This window comes from Devosia sp. BK (assembly GCF_032907385.1).
Lineage (GTDB): Bacteria > Pseudomonadota > Alphaproteobacteria > Rhizobiales > Devosiaceae > Devosia.
Genome location: NZ_JAIMBX010000001.1, coordinates 1,215,931 through 1,239,595, shown reverse-complemented (window position 1 = coordinate 1,239,595; position 23,665 = coordinate 1,215,931). Strand labels below are relative to the sequence as shown.

Below are 23,665 nucleotides of genomic sequence, written 5' to 3'. Positions count from 1 at the left end.
CAGTTTGATTGCTTGAAATATCTCAAGATGGCCCCAGGCCTGCGCCGGGGTGACATCGAAACAGATCGCACTTAACCCGCCACCTCCAAAAATCGCGCCCGATACTCACTCGGACTAACCCCCACCTTCCGCCTGAAATGATGCCGCAATGCGTGGGCGCTCCCAAAGCCCACCGCCAGCGCCACATCCTCCATTTTCGGCTCGCCCCGCGTCAGCAGGCGCTTCGCCTCGCTCACCCGTTCGTCGGCAATCCAATCCCCCGGCGATTGCCCCGTCGCCTCGCCAAACCGACGCAAAAATGTCCTGACGCTCATCCCCATGGCATCCGCCATCCTCGCTACGGTCCAGTCGGCCGCAAGGCTCTTCCGGACCTCCTCCAGCAGCGGCCCTATCTCCGTCCCCTCGCGGACGCCAACCGGCCGCTCCAAAAATTGCGCCTGTCCACCCGCCCGATGCGCCGGCATCACCAGTCGGCGCGCCACCGAATTGGCGGCCGCCGCCCCAAAATCCTGCCGCACCATTTCAATCAGCAGATCGATCCCCGCTGCGCTCCCAGCCGAGGTGTGGATGCGATCATGGATGCGATACAGTGAGGCATCGTCGACGCTAACCGCCGGATGCCGCTCCCTGAGCTTGTCGGCATAGCGCCAATGCGTCGTCGCAGTGCCGCCATCCAGCGACCCCGTCGCCGCCAGCACAAAGGCCCCGGAACAAATCGACGCCAGCCGCGCTCCGCGCCCATGCGCTGCTCGCAATTGCGCGACCAGCGCCTCCGGCACCGGCGCATCCGCACTCCGCCACCCCGGCACGACGATCACGTCAGCCTCGGCCAAAATCTCCGGCCCATGGTCGGCAACGACGGTCATCCCGCCATGCGCCCGCATCGGTCCTACATCGACCGCCGCCGACGCAAACCGATACCATCCTGTCCCCATTTCCGGCCGGGACAGCCCGAAAACCTCGGCGACAATGCCGAATTCAAAAGTGCAAAGCCCATCGTAAAGGAGGGCAACAACGAGAGGGCCGGTCAAGTTTGGCATGATATCGACGCATATTGTCATTCGCGCCAATATTCAGCCGGGCAGGGCGCTCCTATCAAGAGGGCATAGGAGAAAAACCATGCCCACTTCCGTCGCCGCCATCCCCGCCGCGCCCAGCATCCTCGCTCGCGAACACTTTGCTGCCCAGTTTGCCTTCGAAACCGATTGCTGGGACGTCCATGACGCCCTAACCAACGGTCCCGACTTCGTCCTCCTCGACGTCCGCAGCCCCACGATGTTCGCCGCCGGCCACATCCCCGGAGCCATCAATCTGCCCCACGGCAAGATCACCCGCACAAAGATGGAAGCCTATCCCGCCGAAACCCTCTTCATCACCTACTGCGCCGGCCCCCACTGCAACGGCGCCGCCCGCGGCGCCCTCCGCCTCGCGAACCTCGACCGCCCCGTAAAAATCATGGCCGGCGGCATCACCGGCTGGCTCGACGAGGGTTTTGAGCTTGAACAGGGCGAGGCGCTGGGCAGTTGAACACCCCCAGTAGCCCTCATGGTGAGGTGCGAAGCGTAGCGCAGCCTCGAACCACGAGGGCGTGGCACAATGCCTCCACTCTCTCGCCCTCGTGGTTCGAGGCTTTGCTCCGCAAAGCACCTCACCATGAGGTCTTCACGCCGACGTCGCATCGATGTTGAAGCCGTAACCCTCGCCTTACCAATCCACCTGGCAAACCACCCCATCCGCCCCAAACTGCATGCTCTCCGGCGTATATTCAAAAATCTCGAGTTTCACCCCGCTCGGATCCGCCAGCCAGCTCTGCCAGGTGTGATCCACCCCAAGCTTCTTGTCCGTAATCGCCACCCCATGCGCCTTGGCATTGGCGATGAAGCCGTCGAGATCGTCCGTTTCGAAGCAGATGTGGTTGATCTGGTTGCTCTCCTCGAACCGCGACTCGCCTTTGAGGAAAACCTCGACAAATGTCCGATTGCCGAAATCGAGATAGAACCCGATCCGCTCCTCGCCCCGTTTGAAATCGAACTTCGGCGCAATGCCGATCACGTCGCGATAAAACGTCTCGACGGCGTCGAGGTCGCGCGCAAAAATGCAGGTATGCGCCATTTGCTTGACGAGTGGTTTGGTCAATTCTCTCTCCCGGAATCGGTGGGCTGTATAGCCCTTCCATACATGCTAGGACGAAGCCGCGGTTCAAACCAGCCGCGGGAGGATTTTCAATCATGGCACGCGTCGTCGTCATCGGGGCCACTGGCCATATCGGAACCTATCTCGTCCCGCGCCTCGTGCGTTTGGGCCATGAAGTCGTCGCCGTCACGCGCGGCACCTCAAAGCCCTATCTGCCCGACGCTGCCTGGTCCCAGGTCGAAAGCATCACGCTCGATCGCGACGCCCTCGAGCGCCAGGGCAGTTTTGGCTCGACCATCGCCAATCTTCAGGGCGATGTGGTCATCGACAATATCTGCTTTACCCTCGATAGCTCCCGCCAGCTCGTCGAGGCCCTCAAGGGCACGGTCCAGCATTTCCTCCACATCGGCACCATCTGGACCCATGGCCTGTCCGAGGTCGTCCCAACCCCCGAGGACGTCACCAAGCGTCCCTTCGGCGATTACGGCATCCAAAAAGCTGCCATCGAAGCCTATCTGCTCGACCTCGCCCGGCGCGAAAATTTCCCCGCCACCATCATCCATCCCGGCCATATCGTGGGGCAGGGCTGGGCGCCGCTCAATCCCGCCGGCAATGGCGATATCGCCGTTTTCGAGACCATCGCGCGCGGCGACACGCTCGAACTGCCGAACTTCGGCATGGAAACCGTCCATCACATTCACGCCGACGACATCGCCGCGCTGCTGATCCTCGCCATGACCAATTGGGGCGCCTCAGTCGGCGAAGCCTTCCACGCCGTTTCCCCCGGCGCCGTCACCCTCCGCCACTACGCGAGCGCCATCTACCGCTATTTCGGCCACGAACCGAACCTCGCCTTCGTTCCTTGGGACGATTGGAAATCCCGCCAGTCCGAACAAAACGCCGCCGCCACCTGGGAACACATCGCCCGCAGCCCCAATTGCTCGATCGAAAAGGGCAAGCACCTCCTCGGCTACGCCCCGCGCTCCTCCCTCGCCGGCGTCGAAGATGCGCTTGGCTGGCTGGTCGCCAATGGCAAGATCAAAGCCTAACCCGCCAGTATTTTTGCGCGCCCCTCTTTTCTCTGTCACAAGGCGCGTCTAGACAGGCTCCATACCGAGAAAACTGCCCCGAAGGGAATTTCCATGTCATCCATCATCCATGTCCAGGGTCGCCAGGTTTACGATAGCCGCGGCAATCCCACCGTTGAAGTCGATGTGGTTCTGGATGACGGCAGCTTCGGCCGCGCCGCCGTGCCATCGGGCGCTTCGACCGGCGCGCACGAAGCCGTTGAGCTCCGCGATGGCGGCAAGCTCTACAATGGTAAGGGCGTCACCCAGGCCGTAGAAAACGTCAACGACATCATCTTCAGCGAAATCCAGGGCATGGATGCGCTCGATCAGCTGGCCATCGACCAGGCCATGATCGATCTCGACGGTACAGCCAACAAGGGCAAGCTCGGCGCCAACGCCATTCTCGGCGTCTCGCTCGCCGTCGCCAAGGCCGCTGCTGAATCGAGCGAACTGCCGCTGTACCGTTACATCGGCGGCCCGAACGCCCATGTTCTCCCCGTGCCCATGATGAACATCATCAATGGTGGCGAGCATGCCGACAACCCGATCGACATGCAGGAATTCATGATCCTGCCCGCCGGCGCGACCTCGATCGCCGACGCCGTCCGCATCGGTTCGGAAATCTTCCACACGCTGAAGAAGAACCTCTCCGCCGACGGCCACAACACCAATGTCGGCGACGAAGGTGGCTTCGCGCCAAACCTCGGCTCGGCCGATGAAGCCCTCGGCTTCATCATGCGCTCGATCGAGAAGGCCGGGTACAAGCCCGGCGAGGACGTCTTCCTCGGCCTCGATTGCGCCGCCACCGAATACTACAAGAACGGCAAGTACGAGATGAAGGGCGAAGGCAAGTCGCTTTCCTCCGAAGAAAACGTCGCTTTCCTCGCCGATCTCGCTGCTCGCTATCCGATCATCACCATCGAAGACGGCATGGCCGAAGACGATTGGGATGGCTGGAAGGCCCTGACCGATGCCATCGGCAAGAAGGTTCAGCTCGTCGGCGACGATCTCTTCGTCACCAACACCCAGCGCCTCGTGTCGGGCATCAAGATGGGCGTCGCCAATTCGATCCTCGTCAAGGTCAACCAGATCGGCTCGCTGTCCGAAACCCTCGACGCCGTCGAAACCGCCCACCGCGCCAGCTACACCTCGGTCATGTCGCACCGCTCGGGCGAAACCGAAGACTCGACCATCGCCGACCTCGCCGTCGCGCTCAACTGCGGACAGATCAAGACCGGCTCCCTCAGCCGCTCCGATCGCATGGCCAAGTACAACCAACTCATCCGCATCGAAGAACAGCTCGGCACCTCCGCCAAATACGCCGGCTACTCCGTCGTCAAAGGCCGCTGATCAGCCCTCACCTACTGGAAGGCCAGGTGGAAACACCGGGCCTTTTTGCATTCGAACCTCCCCACCCACTGTGCTTCCCTCGGGCTTGACCCGAGGGCCAGTTCGAGAGCCGTAAGCATCTGGTCCTTGACGAGCGACCCTCGGGTCACGCCCGAGGGAACCCCGGCGAGTTGGCTGGAGACCTGGGTGCGCAGGAGGAGGCTAGGAGGGGGTAATCCCCAAACCCAAAAAGGGCCGCGTTACCGCGACCCCTTTTTCAAAAAAGTCCTGTGGACCTTAGTGCTTCAGCGCATCGCGCGCCTTATCCTTGAACTCGCCGGACTTCTGCTGAACCTTGCCAGCAGCCTTGTCGGCCTTGCCTTCGGCTTCAAGGCGCTCGTTACCAGTGACGCGGCCTGCCGCTTCCTTCACTGCGCCCTTGATCTGATTGCCAACGCCTTTAGCTTCGTCCTTGTGCATCTTTCGCTCCTATCGAAAGTGTTATGCATCATCAACGGACTAACCCACGCTATGTTCCGGATCCGAACAAAAACGTGATCGAGACGATCTCTACTGAAACGCCGTCTCCGCGAAGCTTCTCAGCTTCCGCGAATGCAACCGCTCCGCTGGCTGATCCCGCAGGATCTCCATAGCCCTGAGCCCGATCTGCAGATGCTTGTTCACCTGCGTCCGATAAAAGTCCGAGGCCATGCCAGGCAACTTCAATTCGCCATGGAGTGGCTTGTCGGAGACGCAAAGTAGCGTCCCATAGGGCACCCTGAACCGGAACCCGTTCGCCGCGATCGTCGCGCTTTCCATATCGAGCGCCACCGCCCGTGACTGGCTCAATTGCCGCACGATCTCGGCCTGATCCCGCAATTCCCAATTGCGATTGTCGAAGGTCGCGACGGTCCCCGTCCGCATGATCTTCTTGGTCTCGATCCCCTCGGTTTGGGTAATCTCCTCCACCGCCTGCTCGAGTGCCACCTGCACTTCCGCCAGCGCCGGCACCGGCACGGTTAGCGGCAGATCCGCGTCGAGCACATGGTCTTCGCGCACATAGGCATGGGCCAGAACATAGTCGCCAAGCTCCTGGCTATTCCGCAGCCCCGCGCAGTGCCCGAGCATGATCCACGCATGCGGCCGCAACACCGCGATATGGTCAGTGATCGTCTTGGCGTTGCTCGGCCCGACACCGATATTGACCATGGTAATCCCACGCCCACGATCGCCCACAAGATGATAGGCCGGCATTTGCGGCATGCGCGGCGGCGCATTGCCCGTCACCTCGCCACCGGTCAGCATATTGTCGGTCGACACATTCCCCGGCTCGATGAACCGTTGATAGTGCTCATGGCCTTCCGCCATCCACGCCTTCGCCACCCGGCAGAATTCGTCGATGTAGAACTGGTAATTGGTGAAAATCACGAAGTTCTGGAAATGCTCGGCCGCCGTGCCGGTATAATGCGCCAGCCGAAACAGCGAATAGTCGACGCGCGGCGCCGTAAAGGCCGAGAGCGGGTAAGGCCCGCCCCGCGGCGGCACATAAGTGCCATTGGCGATTTCATCGTCCGTATTGGTCAGGTCAGGCGCGTCGAACACATCGCGCAGGGGAATCCCCAACGCATTGAGCGCTGCGCCATCCACATGTTCATGCGGCGGCAGCGCAAAATGCAGCGGGATCGGCGTCTCGCTCTCGCCCACGTCGATAGTGCCGCCATGATTGCGGAGAAGCACCGTGAACTGCTCTTGGAAATAGGTCCGGAACAAGTCCGGCGCCGTCACCGTCGTGCGATAGATGCCCGGCGTATGGAGATATCCATAGGGCAGGGTGCTTTCGTGCTTGGAATAACTCGTCGAGCGCACTTCCACCTGCGGATAACAGGCGCGCACCCGCCCCGCCGGTACCTCGCCCTTGGCCAGCCCATTGAGATGGTCGCGGATGAAATCGCAGTTACGATGATAGATTTCGGCAATGCGCGCCCATGCCGCTTCCGGATCGGTGAAACTTTGCGTCTCAAGTCGGGGCGGGGTGAGTGTCGTCATTGCACATCCTCATCTCGGCGCTTCGGAATCGCGCCTGTTTGACCGGTCAATATAAGCACCGCATGACACCTTCTCAACGGAACCGCCGGGAGTAAACCAGTCTTTCACACTTCGGTGAGCTGCACTTTTCTTGCCGCATTTGGCCACCATCTTTGCAGTCAGTTCACTGGCAAGGCAAACGACCCATGCACCAGTGAGCAGGATATGGTCAGCCGCTTGTCCCCCAAGCCCTCAACAGCGCGGCGGACTATGTCCCCCAAGGCCGTCCGGCACTCGTGCCGGGCGGTCTTTTCATTTGCAGACGAGCCGTTTAGACCACCACTCGATTATGGCACCCGCGCGCGCCGCGCTTCGCAGTAGCCCTCATGGTGATGTGCGCAGCGAAGCGAAACCTCGAACCACGAGGGCGTGCCCCAACAAACCAACCCGGAGTTCGCCGTGAGCGTCGCCTTCACCAAGGAAGAAAGTGCCGAAACCGCCGCCGAATCCGTCCTCCCGGATCGCCCGATTCCATCCGGCCTCAATCTCGTGACCGACACCGGGCTCGAAGCCCTCCATACTCAGCTCGAATCCGCCCGCGCTGCCCTCGAAACGGCCAACACGATCGAAGACATCAACGAGCGCCGCCGCCAATCCGCCGTGCCGCTCCGCGATTTCCGCTATTTCACCGAACGCGTCCGCTCAGCGCAATTGGTCGCCGCCCCAACGACCACCGATGCCGTCACCTTCGGCAGCCAGGTCACCTTCACCCGCGACGACGGCCGCGAAGAAACCTACCGCATCGTCGGCGAAGATGAAGCCGATCCAAAATCGGGCACCATCTCCCACGCCTCCCCAATTGCCCAGGTCCTCCTCGGCAAATCCGTCGGCGACATAGCAACGCTCGCAAACCACGACCTCGAAATCATCGACATCAAGCTCTGAGGGCAGGGCGCCACCACTCCAGATTCCTCCCAGTCCTCGGCGTCATTCCCGCGAAAGCGGGAATCCCATTGCACCAAAAGAGGGATTCCCGCTTTCGCGGGAATGACGCGGCCCTATATCCGCTCTCTTAATCTCCCCGATGTGTCCCTCCCCCTACCAGGGGGAGGTTAGGTGGGGGTACCCAACCCGCGCAAAACCATGGACGGATGCCCCACCATCCCTTATGTCCAAGCGCAAACGCGGGAGCGTCTTCCCGCGCCTCCAAATCCCCAAGAAAACGAGGCCAGCATGACCGCAAAAATCATCGACGGAAAACTCTTTGCCGAGAATCTGCGCGGTCGTATCGCGGGCCACGTCCAGCGCCTCAAATCCGACCACGGAATCACGCCCGGCCTCGCGGTGGTCATCGTCGGCCACGATCCGGCGAGCCAGGTCTATGTGTCCAATAAGGCCAAACAGACCGCAGAAGTCGGGATGAATTCCTATAAGCACGAATTGCCCGAAGACGTCTCCGAAGCGGACCTTCTTGCGCTCGTCCATCAGCTCAACGCAGACCCGGCCGTCCACGGCATCCTCGTCCAGCTCCCCGTGCCAAAGCACATCGACCCCAACAAAGTCATCGAAGCCATCGACCCCATGAAGGACGTTGATAGCTTCACCCCTGCCAATGTCGGCAAGGTGCAGATCGGCCTGCCGGGCCCGGTCTCGTGCACGCCGCTCGGCTCGCTGATGCTGCTGCGCGATCATCTCGGCAAGCTCGAGGGTAAGAACGCCGTCATCATCGGCCGCTCCAATCTCGTCGGCAAACCGATGATGCAGCTGCTCCTCCGCGACAACTGCACCGTCACCGTCGCCCATTCGAAGACGCAGAACCTCGCCGATGTCGTCCGCCAGGCCGATATCGTCGTCGCAGCCGTCGGCCGCCCCGAAATGATCAAAGGCGATTGGTTGAAACCCGGCGCCGTGGTCATCGATGTCGGCATCAATCGGGTTCCCGCCCCCGAAAAGGGCGAGGGCAAGACCAAGCTCGTCGGCGACGTCCATTTCGCCTCTGCTGTCGAAGTCGCTGGTGCCATCACGCCCGTTCCTGGCGGCGTCGGCCCCATGACCATCGCCTGCCTCCTCGCCAACACCATCACGACCGCTTCGCTCATCAACGGCCTCGTCCCCCCGAGCGACCTGACCGCATGAGCCAGACGAGCCTAGACCTCGGCGGGAAAGCTGCCCATGATCCCGGCGGCAAGGTCCGCCTGCGCCTCGGCGCCGGGGTTTCTGGCGATGCGGTCTTGAGCCCCGACGGCCGCTACCGCCAGCTCATGCGCCGCTGGCTCGGCAAAACGTTTCCGGAAAACTACATCCTCTTCATCGGCATGAATCCCTCCACCGCCGATGCCACGGTGGACGACCCCACCTGCGCGAGAGAATGGACCTTCGCCCGCCGCGAAGGTTTTTCTGCCATGGTCAAATGCAATGTCGGCGATTACCGCGCCACCGATCCCAAATCGCTCCTGGCGCCCGACACCGTCGCCGTCTCGCCCGCCAATCTCCCTGCCATCCGCAAGGCCGCCAACGGGGCAGGGCGCGTCGTCCTCTGCCACGGCAAACTCAACAAAGCCCTCGCCCCCGCCGGCCGAGAATTGGTGGAAACCCTCCGCGCCGACGGCATCACCCTCTGGTGCTTCGGCACCAACGCCGACGGCTCCCCCAAACACCCCCTCTACCTCCGCGCCGACACCCCCCTTGTGCCGTTCCCGGCCTAATCACAGCTGAACCCCAATCCCCGATCGTCACCCCGGCGCAGGCCGGGGCCCATCCTGAGATCTAGAGATGGCTCCCGGCCTGCGCCGGGATGACAGCCAGTGAATGCTTAGGCATCCGGGTGCCAAGTCGCCCCTTTCAGCCCCTTGCACTCCCCCAAGCCCTCCCTCAAACTTCCTCAAAAAGCGAGGAGGCCACCCCCATGAAAATCATCATCGAACCCGCCAATCCCTCCTGGCCCGATGACTTCCAGCGCCTCAAACCCCATCTCCTCGCCCTAAGCCCGCCCGGCGCCTACGCCCACCATATCGGCTCCACCGCCGTCCCCGGCCTCGCCGCCAAGGACATCATCGATATCCAGATCACCGTCGACGATCTCACCCAAGTCGACCCCGCCGGCTTCCTCGCCACCGGCCACCGTCAAAGCGAACACACGTCCGATCATTGCCCTCCCGGCATGGACCTCGCCCCCCACGATCTGGCCAAACTTCTCTTCGTCGCCACCACGCCGCGGCGCGCCCATATCCATATCCGCCAGCGGGGCGCCTTCAATCAGCAGTTCCCGCTCCTTATGCGCGACTACCTTCGCGCCCACCCGGTCACGACCGGCGCCTATGAACTGATCAAGCAGCGCCTCGCCGGCTTCTTCCCCGAAGATCAGGACGCCTATTACGACATCAAGGACCCCGTCTTCGACATCATCCACGATGGTGCGCGCGAGTGGGCCGGGCGCACGAATTGGAAAGAGCCCAAACCAGATTGAGCGCGTCGTGCCGCAAACCCAAAATTATCATTTGAGTAACCAAGTCCGACATTAGCCGCGCTCAAAGCTAACGAATTGTCACCCTTAACCTCTCCTCAACCAGCCGAATGACAAATTAGGGAAAATTGTCCGTACGCTGTTTATCGCGTGCGCCCTGATCCAAGCGTGTTGAGTAAAGAGTACCGTGACGACCACTTGGCGCCACCTTATCCGCGGCCTCGCCCTTTGTGCTTTGCTCGCCCCTTCGCTCGCTGCCTGTATGGGTGGCATGGGCCTCGGTGCGACAGTCAAGCGCGGCGCCTTCACCTCCAGCGAATATGGCGTCGCCGTTTCGCCCCGCGTGACCAACAATCCAAATCCGCCCCGTGGCGGTGGCCGCTATCAGGTCGGCAAACCCTATACCGTCCGCGGAAAAACCTATGTGCCGCAGGAAGATCCGTCCTATCAGGCCACTGGCACCGCCTCGTGGTATGGCTCCGATTTCCACGGTCGCCGCACGGCCAATGGCGAAATTTTCTCCGCCAATGCCATCACCGGCGCGCATCCCACGCTGCCACTGCCGTCCTATGTCCGTGTGACCAACAAGGACAATGGCCGCTCGCTGGTCGTCCGCATTAACGATCGCGGCCCCTACATGCCGGGCCGCATCGTCGATCTATCCCACAGAGCCGCCGCCATGCTCGGCTATGTCAATAATGGTTCGACCAATGTCGACGTCCAATATGTCGGGCCAGCACCGCTCGAAGGTGACGACACCCGCATGCTGGTCGCCTCCTATACCGGCCCGGCCAATTACGACACCGGTAATGTCCGTGTTGCCAGTGCCGGCAGCGACCGCAGCCTTGTCGGGATAACATCCAATTTCTTCAATGGCTTGTTCTCCTATGCGGATTCAACGCCGCAAGCGGTAGACGGCAATATCAGCTCCGCTTTCGCCGCCGTGAACGCCATGGCGACTGAACCATCAGCGCTCCAGGAATGGGCCAACAGCGTCGACGCCAACCAGCGGCACTTCCGTATGGGTCTCGGCGTTTTCAGCAATCAGAACAATGCCATAGCGCTCTCCGAACGCTTCGCCGTCATCGGTGCGGTCGATGAAGAGCAGGTGCTGGTCAATGGTCATCCGGCCACGCGCCTCACCCTGAGCTATCTCAAGCCCGGCGCCACCAAGGAAGATGCGCTCAACTTGGCGCGAGAACTTGGACTCGGCGATATAATTCTCTATTAAATCAAAGTCGGTCCAACGCCTCTGTCCGGCGATACGGCCGCAACGCAAGGTATCGCCCGTGAGACTGCTTCTTGCCCTGCTGATCGCTGTAATTGGCGTCTTCCCGGCGCTCGGTCAAACAAGCTTTGAGACAAATGCCCGCTTTGCCGTGCTGATGGATTACGAGTCCGGCACCGTGATCTTCCAAAAGGATGCGGACGCCCGGCTCGAGCCGGCCAGCATGACCAAGCTCATGACCCTTGCCGTGGTCTTCAACGAGCTTCGCTCCGGCCGCATCAAGCTCAGCGATCCCTTCTTCATCTCCGAAAATGCCTGGCGCACGGGTGGCGCATCCTCCGGCGGCTCCACCATGTTCGCCGATCTCAATTCCCAGATTCCGGTCGAAGATCTCATTCGCTCGGTGATCATCCAGTCGGGTAATGACGCCGCGATCGCCCTCGCCGAAGGCATTGCTGGCACCGAGGGCACCTTTGCCGGCATGATGAATGAACTGGCCCGCCAGATCGGCCTCGAAGGCTCACATTTCACCAATGCTACCGGCTTGCCAGACCCGGAGGAATATTCGACGGCCCGCGATCTCGCCAATCTCGGGCGCTATCTCATTCGCGAATTCCCTGAATTCTACCACTACTTCTCCGAACCCGAGATGGAGTGGAATGGCATCAAGCAGGCCAACCGCAATTCGCTGATCGAAGTCGGCATCGGCGTTGATGGTCTCAAGACCGGCCACACCCAAGCCGCCGGTTATGGCGCCGTCATCTCTACAGCCCAGGGCGATCGCCGCCTTGTCGCCGTCGTGCACGGACTTGGCTCCATGCGCGAACGCGCCGAAGAAGGCCGCAAGCTTCTTACCTGGGGCACCCGCGCATTCGAGCGCTTCGCCGCCTATCCCGATGGCAGCGTCGTCGCCTATGCCGATGTCTATGGTGGCGAAATCGGCAGCGTCGGCCTCGTCGGCAAGGGCGAAATCGCTCTCTATCTGCCCCGCGGCTCCCGCGATTGCCTCTCCGCCGAGGTCAAATATACCGGTCCCCTCATGCCCCCCGTCGCCGCCGGCCAGCAGGTCGCCGAACTCCAAGTGTTCTGCAACAAGGAACTCGTTCAAAGCGCCCCGCTCTTCGCGGCCGAAGACGTCCCCCAGGGCGACTTGGTTCGCCGCGCCACCGATGCGCTCAAGCAGTTGGCGCTGGGTTGGCTTTGAGCCGGCCGCAGGCAGGTAGCCGTTCGCCCCCACCTAACCTCCCCCTGATAGGGGGAGGGACTTACCGAGTTTGTCTCGCTGTCCGTAAGCCACCGACCGATTCCTCCCCCTCCCAGGGGGAGGCTAGGTGGGGTCGGGATTTCAACCAAGTCCCAAAACCTTTCCCCCCATCCCGCATTGACCTAAAAGATATCCGACCAAGGAATCACCCAGCCCATGCTCGAAGCGCCAAATTGCAGGCCGGCACGCTTCATCACCTTTGAAGGTGGGGAAGGGGTTGGCAAATCGACCCAGGTCAAGCGGCTGGTCAGCAATCTGGCAGCGGCTTCGGTCGAAGCAGTGCGAACCCGCGAGCCCGGCGGCACGCCCAAGGCCGAAGCGATCCGCTCGTATATCCTCCAGGGCCGCAGCGAGAGCTGGGGCGCAGGTGGCGAAGCCGTGCTTTTCGCTGCCGCTCGTCTCGACCATGTCCATCAGTTAATCGCGCCCAATCTCTCCAAGGGCACGTGGGTCATTTCCGATCGCTTCGCCGATTCCACCCGCGCCTATCAGGGCCTCACCGGCGGCGTTGATCCCAAGCTGATCGACGCGCTTGAAAGCCTGGCCCTCGATGGTCACACGCCCGATCTCACGCTTGTCCTCGACATGGATCCCGAACTAGCTTTCAAGCGCGTCGCCCAACGCGCCATCGAAGACGGCCTCGCCCTGACCGGCGACCGCTTCGAAAAGGAAGAGCTCGATTGGCACCGTCGCCTCCGCGATGGCTTCCTCGATATCGCCCGCAACAACACCGATCGCTGCGTGGTTCTCTCCGCCGATCAGGGCGAGGAAAATCTCGAAAAGGAAATCTGGAAAGTCGTGCAGTCGCGCTTTCCGGAATTGCATGCCGGGATCGAGGCTTGACCGATCCTGCCGCTCTTGCCGGCCTGCCGCTCCCCGAAGAGCGCCATCAGGCAATCGGCCACGACGCCGCCCGCGCCGCGATCCTGCAGCAGGTCGCTGAGCGCCGCTTACCCGGAGCGATCATGCTCCATGGCCCGCAAGGCATTGGCAAGGCCACCTTCGCCTTCGAACTCGCCGCGGCCATCCTGACGGCGACCGGCGATGAGGGTGCCGCGCGCGTGACTGAACAGGTCACGGCGCTGTCCCATCCAAACCTCTTCGTCCTCCGTCGTCGTCCCAAGGACGCCAAGGGCTTTTACACAATCATTCGCGTCGAAGACGTCCGCGAACTTCGCGATGCCCTCCATCATACGCGCGGTCGCCTCGGTCATCGCATCGCCATTCTCGACTCCATCGACGATTGCAATCCGTCCGCAGCCAACGCGCTCCTCAAAACCCTCGAAGAACCGCCCGCCGATACGACCTTCCTCCTCGTGTCGCACCGCCCGGGCCAGCTTCTCCCGACCATCAAATCCCGCTGCCACAATATCGCACTGCGCCCGCTGCCCGATGAACAGGTGGCCACCGTCGTCACCGGCAGCCTGCCCGATATCGATGGCGAAACCCTCGACCGCGCCCTGCGCCTCGCCGGCGGTAGACCCCGGCGCGCCTTCGAAACCCTGGCGCTTTCGCCGGACTCTTCCGTCGGCGTTCTCATCGCCTGGCTCCAATCGCCTCAAAGCCTTCCTGCCGGTGCCGCGATAGCGCTCGCCGATGCGCTCGGTGCCGATCCGCAGGGGCCGGACATGTCCTTTGCTCGCGAGATCCTTCTCGATTGGCTGGCTGACGAAGCCCGCAACGCCGCTTTCGGCCCCGGTTCGCGGTTGCGGCTTGCCTCCGCCACGGACCTATGGGACAAGGCAAACGCGCTCCTGAGCGAAGCCGACAGCGTCAATCTCGACATGAAGCAGACATTGTCCGTGCTCTTCGATGCCATCAGGAAGCACCTCAACACGACTGCCATTCCCGCCGAGCCATAATGACCGCCAAGCCCTTTTACGTCACGACCGCGATCTCCTATCCCAATGGTGCGCCGCATATCGGGCACGCCTACGAGATGATCGCCACCGACGCCATCGCCCGCTGGAAGCGGCTCGAGGGCCGAGAAGTGTACTTCCTCACCGGGACGGACGAGCACGGCATCAAGATGGTGCAGACCGCGGCCAAGGAAGGCATTCCTGTCCGTGAATTGGCCGATCGCAATTCGGCCGAGTTCCGCAAACTCGCCGCCGAACTGAATCTCTCCAACGACGATTTTATCCGCACCACCGAACAGCGCCACTATGACGCCTCGCAAGCCATCTGGAAGAAGATGGAAGCGAGCCAGAACGGCGACATTTTCCAATCCACCTATAAGGGCTGGTATTCGGTACGCGACGAGGCCTATTTCGACGAAGCCGAGCTGACGGAAAAGGACGGCAAGCGCTTTGCCCCCTCCGGCGCCGAAGTCGAATGGGTCGAAGAGCCGACCTATTTCTTCCGCCTTTCCGCCTATCAGGAAAAGCTTCTCGCGCTCTACGAAGCCAACCCCGATTTCATCGCGCCCAAAGAGCGTCGCAATGAGATCATCTCCTTCGTCAAAGGCGGCCTCCAAGACCTCTCGGTCTCCCGCACCACCTTCGATTGGGGCGTGCCCGTTCCAGGCGGCGAAGGCCACGTCATGTATGTCTGGGTCGATGCCCTGACCAATTACATTACCGGCGTCGGCTACCCCGACGAGCAGAGCGAACTCTTCAAGAAATTCTGGCCCGCCGATCTCCATGTCGTGGGTAAGGACATCATCCGCTTCCACACCGTCTATTGGCCCGCTTTCCTGATGAGCGCTGGCCTGCCGGTTCAGCACCGCGTCTTCGCCCATGGCTTCTTGACCGTCGATGGCCAGAAAATGAGCAAGTCGCTCGGCAACGTCATCGATCCGTTCCAGCTCGTAGAAACCTTCGGCCCCGATGCCGTCCGCTACTTCTTCCTGCGCGAAGTTTCCTTCGGCAACGATGGCGACTATTCCAACGAAAAGCTGGTCAATCGCGTCAATGCCGATCTTGCCAATAATCTCGGCAATCTCGCGCAGCGCTCGCTCTCGATGATCAACAAGAACTGCGACGCCAAGGTGCCCACACTCGGCACATTGACCGACGCGGACAATGCCATCATTGCCGAGGTCACCGAAGCGCTCGACGCTGCCCAAAAGGCCATGGACGCACAACTCGTCCACGAAGCCACCGGCGCACTCGTCGCAGCCCTGTCGTCGGCCAACAATTATTTCGCCGGCCAGGAACCCTGGGCGCTGAAAAAGACCGATCCGGCTCGCATGGCGACTGTGCTCTACGTCACCGTCGACACCGTTCGACGCATCGCCATTCCGATGCTCGCTTTCGTTCCGGCCTCAGCCGCGCGCCTTTTGGACCAGTTGGCGGTGCCCGAAGACCAGAGAATACTCTCGGCCGCGCTCAATGTTAACGGAATGGTACCAAATACTGACCTGCCAGTACCGCAAGGCGTCTTCGCGCGCCTCGAAAAACCGGCCGAATAAGCATGCTCATCGACAGCCATTGCCATCTCGACTTCGAGGCGCTCTCTGCTGACATCGACGGCGTAATGGCGCGTGCAGCGGCCGTCGGCGTTACCGGAATGGTGACGATATCCACACTGGTGGATAACTTTTCCACCTATGCCGCCATCGCGGAACGTTTCCCGAACGTCTGGTTCTCGGTCGGCACGCATCCGCACAATGCCGACAAGGAGCCCCATATACAAACGGATGATCTTGTCCGGCTAAGTACCCATCCCCGTTGCATTGCTATCGGTGAAGCGGGCCTCGACTACTTCTACGACAACGCCCCGCGCGAGGCTCAGGCCACCGGCCTCCGCCGCCATATCGCAGCCGCTCGCATCACCGGTCTTCCACTGGTTATCCACAGCCGCGCCGCGGACGAGGACATGGCGAACATCCTCGAAGAAGAGAGCCGGGCAGGGGCCTTCCCCTTCGTCCTCCACTGCTTCACCGCCGGCCGCGATCTCGCAGAGCGGTCTCTCGCACTTGGTGGTTACATTTCCTTCTCCGGCATCGTTACCTTTAAGAATGCCCAGGAAATTCAGGATGTTGCGAAACTTGTCCCCGGGGACCGCTACATCGTCGAAACTGACTCACCTTACCTAGCCCCGATTCCCCATCGTGGCCAATCGAATGAGCCGAGTTTCGTCCGACATACGGCCGAAAAAGTTGCCGAACTCCGCGGCATCTCACTCGAACAGCTCGGCGCCGAAACGACAGCCAATTTCGGCCGTCTCTTCTCGAAATCCGGCATAAAGTAATGCCCGCGCCCGACCGGATCATCGCGACCATTTTAGGCTGCGGTTCCTCCGGGGGCGTGCCGCGCATCGCCAATGACTGGGGCGTTTGCGATCCGTCGGAACCTCGCAACCGCCGTCGCCGCTGCTCTCTTCTCATCGAAGGGTGGACGCAAGACATTGAAAAACCTACACGAATCCTGATCGACACCGGCGTAGACCTCCGCGAACAGCTTCTCGACGCCAAGGTCGATCGCGTCGACGCCGTGCTCTACACCCATGAGCACGCCGACCACACCCACGGCATCGACGACCTCCGCGTGCTCGCTCTTCACAACCGTCGCCGCGTCGACGTCTACTTCAGCGCCGAATGCCGCGAGCGCCTTTTCGAGGCCTTCGGGTATTGCTTCATCACGCCGCCAGGCAGCAACTATCCGCCGATCCTCAACGCGCACACCGTTGAGCCCAGCCAAGCACTTAGCGTCACTGGCCCAGGCGGCACCATCGACGTCACGGTCTTCCTCCAGAACCACGGCGACATCGATTCCCTCGGCTTCCGCATCGCCAATGTCGCCTATAGCTGCGATCTCTCAGGCATCCCCGCACAGTCCGACGCCGCCGTCTCCAACCTCGATCTCTGGATCGTCGACGCCCTGCGCCCAACGCCCCATCCGAGTCACCTGAGCCTGCCGGAGACTCTTAATTTAATTAAGAAATTTCAGCCGCACCAAGCAGTCCTGACCGACATGCATATCGATCTTGACTACGCCGAGACCGATGCCACCACCCCGGCGCATATCACCCCGGCGTTCGATGGCATGCGGATCGATGTGCTAAGTGGGAAAATATTGAATCGGTAAGCTGATGGCAGGGGCGCTATCACCGTGCTCCGCCCCTTACCGTGTCCAAATTTTCAAGTAGCCCTCATGGTGGGGTGCGAAGCGCAGCGTAGCCTCGAACCACGAGGGTCTGCCCGAATGCCTTCACTCGCTCGCCCCCGTGGTTCGAGGCTTTGTCAGAGCAAAGCACCTCACCATGAGGGCTCCAAGAGCAGGCTGGCTAAGCGGCCCTAAACGTCCAGATCCGTCACAAAGGCCGCGTTTTCCTGGATAAACTCAAACCGGGCTTCCGGTTTGGTCCCCATCAAACGATCCACCGTTGTCTTGGTAGCAACATGGTCGTCCAACACCTTCACCTGAAGCAGTGTCCGGGTCTTCGGCGACATGGTCGTCTCGCGAAGATGGGCAAACGGCATCTCGCCTAGGCCTTTGAAGCGGGTCGTTTCAACCTTGCTCTTGCCTGTGAACTCGGTTGCCATCAACTCAGCCCGATGCGCATCGTCGCGCGCATAGAGCGTCTTGCCGCCCTGGCTGATCCGATAGAGTGGGGGCAGGGCGAGATAGAGGTGCCCGTTCTCGATCAGCCGCGGCATTTCCTGGAAGAAGAAGGTAATGAGCAGCGAAGCAATGTGAGCGCCATCGACGTCGGCGTCGGTCATGATGATGATCTTGTCGTAACGCAGATCATCCTCGGTGTAGCGATCGCGCGTACCGCAGCCGAGCGCCTGGATCAGGTCCGAGATCAACTGGCTCGCGGCCATCTTTTCCCGGCTCGCGCCAGCCACGTTGAGAATCTTGCCGCGAAGCGGCAACACAGCCTGATTGGCGCGGCTACGTGCTTGCTTGGCCGAGCCACCAGCCGAGTCGCCTTCGACGATGAACAGTTCCGCGCCTTGCGCCGCGTTCTGCGTACAGTCGGCAAGCTTGCCAGGAAGCCGAAGCTTGCGCGTCGCACTCGCCCGGTCGATCTCTTTTTCCTTGCGCCGACGCAGACGCTCCTCGGCGCGCTCGATAGCCCAATCAAGCAGCTTGCCGGCCTGCTGCGGTGACGAACCAAGCCAGTGGTCGAACGCATCGCGCAGCGCATTTTCGACAATACGCGTCGCTTCCTGAGAGGCCAGCTTATCCTTGGTCTGCCCAACGAATTCGGGCTCGCGCACGAAGACCGAGAGCATCGCATTGCAATGCCCGAGCACGTCTTCCGCCGTGAGCGCCGCCGCCGCCTTGTTCTTGGTCAGCTCGGCATAGTTCTTGAGCCCACGCAGCAGGACGAGCCGCAGCCCGGCCTCGTGCGTGCCCCCATCAGGCGTCGGCACCGTGTTGCAATAGGACGAGGTGCTGCCATCCTCGATTGTCCAGGCAATGGCCCATTCCACCGAACCATGGCTGCCAGGGCGACCGGTCTTGCCGGCGAAAATGTCGTCGACGATGCGCGTTTCGCCCTCGATCCGCGCGGTCATGAAATCCTTCAGGCCGTCGGGATAGTGGAACACCGCCTTGGCCGGAACTTCATCGCTCGCTAGGCTCTCGTCACAACTCCAGCGCAGTTCGACGCCACCAAAAAGATAGGCCTTGGCCCGGGTCATCCGGAAAATTCGACCCGGCGAGAAATGCGCCGCAGCTCCAAAGATCTCGGGATCGGGATGGAAACGCGTTACCGTACCGCGACGGTTTTGTACCCGGCCGACATTGACGACGTCTTCGACGACCTTGCCGCGCGAAAAGATGATGCGATGAAGCTGCTGGTCACGGGCCACCTCGACAATCATGTCGTCCGAGAGCGCATTGACGACCGAAACGCCAACGCCGTGCAACCCGCCCGAAGTCTCATAGGCCTTCGAGTCGAACTTGCCGCCGGCGTGCAAAATCGTGTGCACGATCTCCAGCGTCGAGCGCCCCGGAAATTTCGGATGCTTTTCGACCGGAATGCCGCGGCCATTGTCGCCGACGGTCAGATACCCGTCGGCGCCCAGATGCACTTCGATCCGCGTCGCGTGGCCCGCAATGGCCTCGTCCATCGAGTTGTCAATCACCTCGGCAAAGAGGTGGTGATAAGCATTGGCGTCGGTGCCGCCGATATACATGCCAGGACGGCGCCGCACCGGCTCCAACCCTTCGAGCACCTCGATATCGGACGCGCCATAACTGTCCCCACCCACAGGCGACGCCTTGGGCGTGCTCGCTTTGCTCGGAGCAGGGGTCGGGACGGTGTTCTCAGGGGCTGCGGAACCGCCAAAGAGATCGATAGGCTCTGACATACACATTCCATCGCTGAGCCCGAATCGGGCGTCGAAAATCTATCTTAACCCAAGGATTCGTGCGGGTCTGGCGCGCGCGTTTAATTCCACAGCCAAGGGCGTTCAGTGTATACGTCAACATGAACGAAAAATGAACACGGAACTTCTCTCGGGTTCATCATCGTTCTGGCATAATGCGATCCCGCACGAGATGAGGAGTGACTGCCATGGCCAAGCGCTTGATACTTTCTGCAGCTCTCATGGGCGTATTGCTTGCTGCCCCCGTCTCGGCGCAGAGCTTTGGCTTCGGGATTCATTTCGGCGATCAGGCCGAGGATTTCAAGCCGCGGATGGCCATGTGCTATACGGACCGCCAGATCCGCGAAGCCATCGCCGCCCGTGGATATTCGAGGATCTACCTCAACGTCCCCGACAGCGGCGTTGTTCAGGTCAAAGCAAGCCGCGATGGCGTAACCTATCTGATCAAGTTCGATTATTGCCGCGATCGGATCAAGGATATCCAGCAACTTCGCTGATTGTTCGCCACGTGAGAAAGCCCGGACTTCCTGGCTTTCTCCTGTGATGCGTTCAAATTCGGGCCAAGTTTAGTGTCTGAGTTTACCCCTCGTTTGCATCTTGAAAGCACTTTCTTAAGCGCGCCCTGCTAACTCTGGGCGCATGCGGTTTTTTGTATGGAGTTGCCGTATGCGAACCCGAAATGGGACCAGTACTGCGTATCCAGCGCCCCATTTCGGTTCTTCTGCTGGCGTTTTGCCGAGAGCCGGATCCTTCAGTATTGCGTACCGGCTGGCACAGTTTCGCGTCCCGCGCTTTGGCGCAATGCTTCTCGCGAGCTTGGTTTTCTATCTGACTTGATGCCTTGCCTTTGTAAGGACCTTGGATTAGGTCTCTATCTGTCCAATCGAACCGGGGAGAGATGCATGACTGCTTTTTATCATCATCGCCAGCGTGGCCCCGTTCATGCCCTGTGGCTCAAGCTGCAGGGCTGACCAGCACGGTTCGGACGCTCTCTAAAAGTCATTGATCCTTCTGGTTTGCCCGTCACGGCATGCTGACTTCGGTCGGGATGCCTTATCGATGGAATTCGCGCGCGCCTTGTCGCTGCGCTCCCCAGAAAGACCTCTCCAATGGCAAATCTCAGCCTCCGCAATGCCAGTCTCCGCTCGAACCAGGTCCTCTTTTCCGATCTGACCTTGTCGCTCAGCGATGGCGATCGGGTTGGTCTCGTCGCCGCCAATGGGCGCGGCAAATCCACACTCCTCAAAGCCATCATCGGTCAGGCCGAACTCAGTGAGGGCGAACTTTCCCGCTCCCGTGGCCTCACCATCGGCTATGTGGCGCAAGACGTTCCCGAGGCCGCGCTCGACACGCCGCTGCGCGATTTCGTCGAGGCTGCGCTGCCACCGGCAGATCGTGAATCCGAAGGCTGGCGCGCCGATGTCGCCCTTGATTCCCTTGGCTTTCCACTCGATCTGGTCAGCAAGCCGTTACGCGAATTCAGCGGCGGCTGGCAGCGTCTGGGGCTGATCGCGCGGGGCTGGGTCACCGAGCCGGACCTCTTGCTTCTCGACGAACCCACCAACCATCTCGATCTCGGCCGCATCGCTGCGCTCGAAACCTGGCTTGCGGCCTTGCCGCGCCAGACGATTGTCATCATGGCGAGCCACGACCGGCAGTTTCTCGACGCAGCGACCAATCGAACGCTTTTCCTTCGTCCGGAGCAGTCTCACTTCTTTCCGCTGCCGTATAGTCATGCGCGCCTTGCCCTTGATGAGGCGGACCAATCTGCCGAGCACCAGCGCCAACGCGATCTTAAGGAAGTTGCGCAACTGCGCAAGCAGGCGGCCAAGCTCACCAATATCGGCATCAACTCCGGCAGCGATCTGCTGACGGTCAAATCCAAGCAGCTTCGCGAGCGTGCGGAAAAGATCGAGACCCAGGCCGTTTCGGTTCACCGCGAGAAGACTGGCAAGGTTATGCTGGGCAATAGCGGTGCAGAGGCCCGTGTCATGCTGGCTTTTGAAAACATGGCGATAGAGACGCCAGACGGTCGGCCGTTATTCTCCATCGATAAGCTGCATATCTTCCAGGGGGATCGCGTCGTCCTTTTGGGCCGCAACGGCGCCGGCAAGTCGCAGTTGGTCAACCGTGTCGCTGCCGCCCTCCAGAACACATCCGTCGACGGTATGAGGCTCAGTCCGCAGATCGTCCCTGGCTATCTTGATCAGGCCCTCGATTGGCTGCCCCTCAATATGACGCCGCTGGATTTCATCCTTACGCGCTACAATGAAGGCGACCGACGCAGCATCAGCCTCCTCGCCGGCGCAGGCTTTGAGCCGGAGCGGCAGAGCAAGTCCATTCGCACGCTTTCACTTGGACAGCGGTCGCGTCTCGCCCTATTGGCGTTGCGCCTGCAGCAGCCAAACTTCTATCTGCTGGACGAGCCGACCAACCATCTCGACATTCCGGGGCAAGAACAGCTCGAGGCAGACATCGCCGAGCATGGTGCCACCTGTCTGCTGGTCTCCCACGACCGCGCCTTTATCCGCGGCGTCGGCACCCGCTTCGTCCAGATCGTAGGCAAGCGTCTCAAAGAAGTCGAAGGCCCAGAAGACTTCTTCGCCGAAATGGCTTCGGGCTAGACAGTAGGACAAAACGAAGGGTGCCCGGCTTTGCGGCGGGCAGTTCTGCGGCCAGCTTAGCCGGTCACGCCGTTCCGCACGGCGAGGTGCAACTGAACAGCCGTGATGACGGCCTTGTCCTTGCCCTCGCGCTTGGCGCGATAGAGCGCCTGGTCGGCCCGGGCAATCATATCGGTGAGCGCTTCCTGGCTATAGCTCATATGCAGCCCGATGCTCATCGTAATGGGGTAGTCGTCCGGCAGGCCCGGCACGCTGACTTCGGTCAGCGCTGCCTTGATCACCCGCGCCGCTTCCTGCAATTGCGCGCGGTCGACGTCATTATAGTAGAGTGCGAATTCTTCGCCGCCGACACGCCCCGCGAGCAGTGCGCCGCCATAGCGTGCCATGACCCGCGCGACGGCTATGATCACCGCATCGCCCACCTTGTGGCCGAAACTATCATTGACCTTCTTGAAGTCGTCGATGTCGCCAAGGAGGATTGCCGGCTGCCGGGAATTGGCGAAATCGCGCTTGAGCGCTTCGCTGGCCTTGGTTTCGAAGCCGCGGCGGTTGAGGAGGTTTGTGAGGAAATCGCGGTCGGCCTGGCTCTTGAGATGGCTGATCGTATCGAGGCCAATGCCGACGATAAACAGCAGCGCCACGACGAAGGACAGGATCGGGCTGAAGGCGCGGATCGAGGTCCAGTATTCCGATCCCGCAAACCCGGTGGGGCTCTGGATATCGAGGATGCCGAGAATGACGAGGCTCGGCCGGATCAGCGCGATGAAGAAGGCCAGCGCCACGCCGGCTTCGAAGAGCTTGTCCGCCAAGGTGCGGTCGGATTGCCGAACGAGGTTGATGAAGGTCGTTGCAGTAATGGCCATGAACATCGCCGACGTCGTGAAGATGCGCGCCGGTGTGGAGGGATCGATAAAGAGATACCAGGAAAAGGGAATTGCACCTGCAACGATGATGGCGGTGAGAAACGGGGCAGGGACCTCGACATTCCGCCGCTGCAAGGCGCTCGAACAGGCCAGGGTAACCGTCGCAACATAGAACGCATTGGCGGGAATGTTGACTTCGCCCGGGCCGATGAACAGCCTGAACTCGTAGACGACGAAACCAAAGCCCATGAAGAGGAAGGCGAGCGCCAGCGTCACGAGATGCAAATAGCGCCGTTGGTAAAACCAGATGATTCCGAATGTCGCGGAAAACAGAAAGCTGACAATCGGATTGACCAGCGAAAACAAGATCTGATCCTGCAC

22 protein-coding genes are annotated in these 23,665 nt (G+C 61.1%); 16 read left to right on the top strand and 6 right to left on the bottom strand.

Annotation, left to right across the window (positions count from 1 at the left end; all coding sequences use genetic code 11):
- Positions 1 to 71 precede the first annotated feature (71 nt).
- Complete coding sequence (gene ftrA, locus DevBK_RS06015) at positions 72 to 1,040, bottom strand: transcriptional regulator FtrA (protein ID WP_317184802.1); 969 nt, start codon at positions 1,038 to 1,040, stop codon at positions 72 to 74.
- Positions 1,041 to 1,119: 79 nt separating this feature from the next.
- Here ftrA and DevBK_RS06010 point away from each other — a divergent pair, with 79 nt between their 5' ends.
- Entirely contained in the window at positions 1,120 to 1,527 is a 408-nt protein-coding gene (locus DevBK_RS06010; protein ID WP_317184801.1) for a rhodanese-like domain-containing protein, read from the top strand.
- Between the two features lie 177 nt (positions 1,528 to 1,704).
- On the opposite strand, the gene DevBK_RS06005 is transcribed toward DevBK_RS06010, so the two are convergent.
- Positions 1,705 to 2,136: a VOC family protein gene (locus DevBK_RS06005; protein WP_244484090.1), complete on the bottom strand. Its 432-nt coding sequence runs from the start codon at positions 2,134 to 2,136 to the stop codon at positions 1,705 to 1,707.
- Between the two features lie 92 nt (positions 2,137 to 2,228).
- On the opposite strand from DevBK_RS06005, the gene DevBK_RS06000 reads away from it, so the two are divergent.
- Both DevBK_RS06000 and eno read left to right on the top strand, forming a co-directional pair.
- The gene (locus tag DevBK_RS06000) at positions 2,229 to 3,182 is read left to right on the top strand and encodes an NAD-dependent epimerase/dehydratase family protein (RefSeq protein ID WP_317184800.1); all 954 of its coding nucleotides are present in this window, start codon (positions 2,229 to 2,231) and stop codon (positions 3,180 to 3,182) included.
- A 93-nt stretch (positions 3,183 to 3,275) separates the two neighbouring features.
- On the top strand, positions 3,276 to 4,553 hold the full coding sequence (gene eno, locus DevBK_RS05995; RefSeq protein WP_062631304.1) for a phosphopyruvate hydratase: 1,278 nt from the start codon (positions 3,276 to 3,278) through the stop codon (positions 4,551 to 4,553).
- A gap of 276 nt (positions 4,554 to 4,829) precedes the next feature.
- Here eno and DevBK_RS05990 read toward each other — a convergent pair whose 3' ends face one another.
- Together DevBK_RS05990 and DevBK_RS05985 are read right to left on the bottom strand one after the other, a co-directional pair.
- Positions 4,830 to 5,012 (bottom strand): CsbD family protein, encoded by a 183-nt coding sequence (locus DevBK_RS05990; protein ID WP_061906747.1) that lies wholly within the window; start codon positions 5,010 to 5,012, stop codon positions 4,830 to 4,832.
- A 90-nt stretch (positions 5,013 to 5,102) separates the two neighbouring features.
- Positions 5,103 to 6,578, bottom strand: a complete 1,476-nt coding sequence (locus DevBK_RS05985; protein ID WP_317184799.1) for an AMP nucleosidase — start codon at positions 6,576 to 6,578, stop codon at positions 5,103 to 5,105.
- Positions 6,579 to 7,016: 438 nt separating this feature from the next.
- Here DevBK_RS05985 and greA point away from each other — a divergent pair, with 438 nt between their 5' ends.
- From greA to DevBK_RS05930, 11 genes are all read left to right on the top strand, one after another.
- On the top strand, positions 7,017 to 7,502 hold the full coding sequence (gene greA, locus DevBK_RS05980) for a transcription elongation factor GreA (RefSeq protein ID WP_062631306.1): 486 nt from the start codon (positions 7,017 to 7,019) through the stop codon (positions 7,500 to 7,502).
- A gap of 288 nt (positions 7,503 to 7,790) precedes the next feature.
- Positions 7,791 to 8,693: a bifunctional methylenetetrahydrofolate dehydrogenase/methenyltetrahydrofolate cyclohydrolase FolD gene (gene folD, locus DevBK_RS05975; RefSeq protein ID WP_317184798.1), complete on the top strand. Its 903-nt coding sequence runs from the start codon at positions 7,791 to 7,793 to the stop codon at positions 8,691 to 8,693.
- Positions 8,690 to 9,262 (top strand): DUF1643 domain-containing protein, encoded by a 573-nt coding sequence (locus DevBK_RS05970; RefSeq protein ID WP_062631308.1) that lies wholly within the window; start codon positions 8,690 to 8,692, stop codon positions 9,260 to 9,262. Before folD ends, DevBK_RS05970 begins: the two co-directional genes overlap by 4 nt.
- A 200-nt stretch (positions 9,263 to 9,462) precedes the next feature.
- Entirely contained in the window at positions 9,463 to 10,023 is a 561-nt protein-coding gene (locus DevBK_RS05965) for a GrpB family protein (protein ID WP_317184797.1), read from the top strand.
- A gap of 184 nt (positions 10,024 to 10,207) precedes the next feature.
- Positions 10,208 to 11,251, top strand: a complete 1,044-nt coding sequence (locus tag DevBK_RS05960) for a septal ring lytic transglycosylase RlpA family protein (protein WP_317184796.1) — start codon at positions 10,208 to 10,210, stop codon at positions 11,249 to 11,251.
- Between the two features lie 58 nt (positions 11,252 to 11,309).
- Positions 11,310 to 12,452, top strand: coding sequence for a D-alanyl-D-alanine carboxypeptidase family protein (locus DevBK_RS05955; RefSeq protein ID WP_244484092.1), 1,143 nt, complete (start codon positions 11,310 to 11,312; stop codon positions 12,450 to 12,452).
- 216 nt (positions 12,453 to 12,668) lie between these two features.
- Positions 12,669 to 13,355 (top strand): dTMP kinase, encoded by a 687-nt coding sequence (gene tmk / locus DevBK_RS05950; protein WP_317184795.1) that lies wholly within the window; start codon positions 12,669 to 12,671, stop codon positions 13,353 to 13,355.
- Entirely contained in the window at positions 13,352 to 14,374 is a 1,023-nt protein-coding gene (locus DevBK_RS05945) for an AAA family ATPase (RefSeq protein WP_317184794.1), read from the top strand. The genes tmk and DevBK_RS05945 overlap by 4 nt, the downstream gene beginning before the upstream one ends.
- Positions 14,374 to 15,924: a methionine--tRNA ligase gene (metG, locus tag DevBK_RS05940; RefSeq protein WP_317184793.1), complete on the top strand. Its 1,551-nt coding sequence runs from the start codon at positions 14,374 to 14,376 to the stop codon at positions 15,922 to 15,924. The genes DevBK_RS05945 and metG overlap by 1 nt, the downstream gene beginning before the upstream one ends.
- Before the next feature lie 2 nt (positions 15,925 to 15,926).
- Entirely contained in the window at positions 15,927 to 16,706 is a 780-nt protein-coding gene (locus DevBK_RS05935; protein WP_317184792.1) for a TatD family hydrolase, read from the top strand.
- Complete coding sequence (locus tag DevBK_RS05930; RefSeq protein ID WP_317184791.1) at positions 16,706 to 17,542, top strand: MBL fold metallo-hydrolase; 837 nt, start codon at positions 16,706 to 16,708, stop codon at positions 17,540 to 17,542. The genes DevBK_RS05935 and DevBK_RS05930 overlap by 1 nt, the downstream gene beginning before the upstream one ends.
- 209 nt (positions 17,543 to 17,751) lie before the next feature.
- Here the strand turns inward: DevBK_RS05930 and parE are convergent, their stop codons facing one another.
- Positions 17,752 to 19,779 (bottom strand): DNA topoisomerase IV subunit B, encoded by a 2,028-nt coding sequence (gene parE / locus DevBK_RS05925; RefSeq protein ID WP_317184790.1) that lies wholly within the window; start codon positions 19,777 to 19,779, stop codon positions 17,752 to 17,754.
- A gap of 206 nt (positions 19,780 to 19,985) precedes the next feature.
- On the opposite strand from parE, the gene DevBK_RS05920 reads away from it, so the two are divergent.
- Positions 19,986 to 20,294, top strand: coding sequence for a hypothetical protein (locus tag DevBK_RS05920; RefSeq protein ID WP_317184789.1), 309 nt, complete (start codon positions 19,986 to 19,988; stop codon positions 20,292 to 20,294).
- Positions 20,295 to 20,906: 612 nt separating this feature from the next.
- Positions 20,907 to 22,421 (top strand): ABC-F family ATP-binding cassette domain-containing protein, encoded by a 1,515-nt coding sequence (locus DevBK_RS05915; RefSeq protein WP_317184788.1) that lies wholly within the window; start codon positions 20,907 to 20,909, stop codon positions 22,419 to 22,421.
- A 56-nt stretch (positions 22,422 to 22,477) separates the two neighbouring features.
- Here DevBK_RS05915 and DevBK_RS05910 read toward each other — a convergent pair whose 3' ends face one another.
- Positions 22,478 to 23,665 (bottom strand): GGDEF domain-containing protein, encoded by a 1,188-nt coding sequence (locus DevBK_RS05910; RefSeq protein WP_317184787.1) that lies wholly within the window; start codon positions 23,663 to 23,665, stop codon positions 22,478 to 22,480.

Bases quoted from the DNA above. Each gene is read 5' to 3' on its own strand.
- metG (WP_317184793.1), top strand. From the start codon at position 14,374: ATGACCGCCAAGCCCTTTTACGTCACGACCGCGATCTCCTATCCCAAT.
- eno (WP_062631304.1), top strand. From the start codon at position 3,276: ATGTCATCCATCATCCATGTCCAGGGTCGCCAGGTTTACGATAGCCGC.
- DevBK_RS05970 (WP_062631308.1), top strand. From the start codon at position 8,690: ATGAGCCAGACGAGCCTAGACCTCGGCGGGAAAGCTGCCCATGATCCC.
- DevBK_RS06010 (WP_317184801.1), top strand. From the start codon at position 1,120: ATGCCCACTTCCGTCGCCGCCATCCCCGCCGCGCCCAGCATCCTCGCT.
- parE (WP_317184790.1), bottom strand. From the start codon at position 19,779: ATGTCAGAGCCTATCGATCTCTTTGGCGGTTCCGCAGCCCCTGAGAAC.
- DevBK_RS05915 (WP_317184788.1), top strand. From the start codon at position 20,907: ATGGCAAATCTCAGCCTCCGCAATGCCAGTCTCCGCTCGAACCAGGTC.
- DevBK_RS05965 (WP_317184797.1), top strand. From the start codon at position 9,463: ATGAAAATCATCATCGAACCCGCCAATCCCTCCTGGCCCGATGACTTC.
- DevBK_RS05920 (WP_317184789.1), top strand. From the start codon at position 19,986: ATGGCCAAGCGCTTGATACTTTCTGCAGCTCTCATGGGCGTATTGCTT.
- DevBK_RS05990 (WP_061906747.1), bottom strand. From the start codon at position 5,012: ATGCACAAGGACGAAGCTAAAGGCGTTGGCAATCAGATCAAGGGCGCA.
- tmk (WP_317184795.1), top strand. From the start codon at position 12,669: ATGCTCGAAGCGCCAAATTGCAGGCCGGCACGCTTCATCACCTTTGAA.
- DevBK_RS06000 (WP_317184800.1), top strand. From the start codon at position 2,229: ATGGCACGCGTCGTCGTCATCGGGGCCACTGGCCATATCGGAACCTAT.
- ftrA (WP_317184802.1), bottom strand. From the start codon at position 1,040: ATGCCAAACTTGACCGGCCCTCTCGTTGTTGCCCTCCTTTACGATGGG.
- DevBK_RS05985 (WP_317184799.1), bottom strand. From the start codon at position 6,578: ATGACGACACTCACCCCGCCCCGACTTGAGACGCAAAGTTTCACCGAT.
- DevBK_RS05930 (WP_317184791.1), top strand. From the start codon at position 16,706: ATGCCCGCGCCCGACCGGATCATCGCGACCATTTTAGGCTGCGGTTCC.
- folD (WP_317184798.1), top strand. From the start codon at position 7,791: ATGACCGCAAAAATCATCGACGGAAAACTCTTTGCCGAGAATCTGCGC.
- DevBK_RS05935 (WP_317184792.1), top strand. From the start codon at position 15,927: ATGCTCATCGACAGCCATTGCCATCTCGACTTCGAGGCGCTCTCTGCT.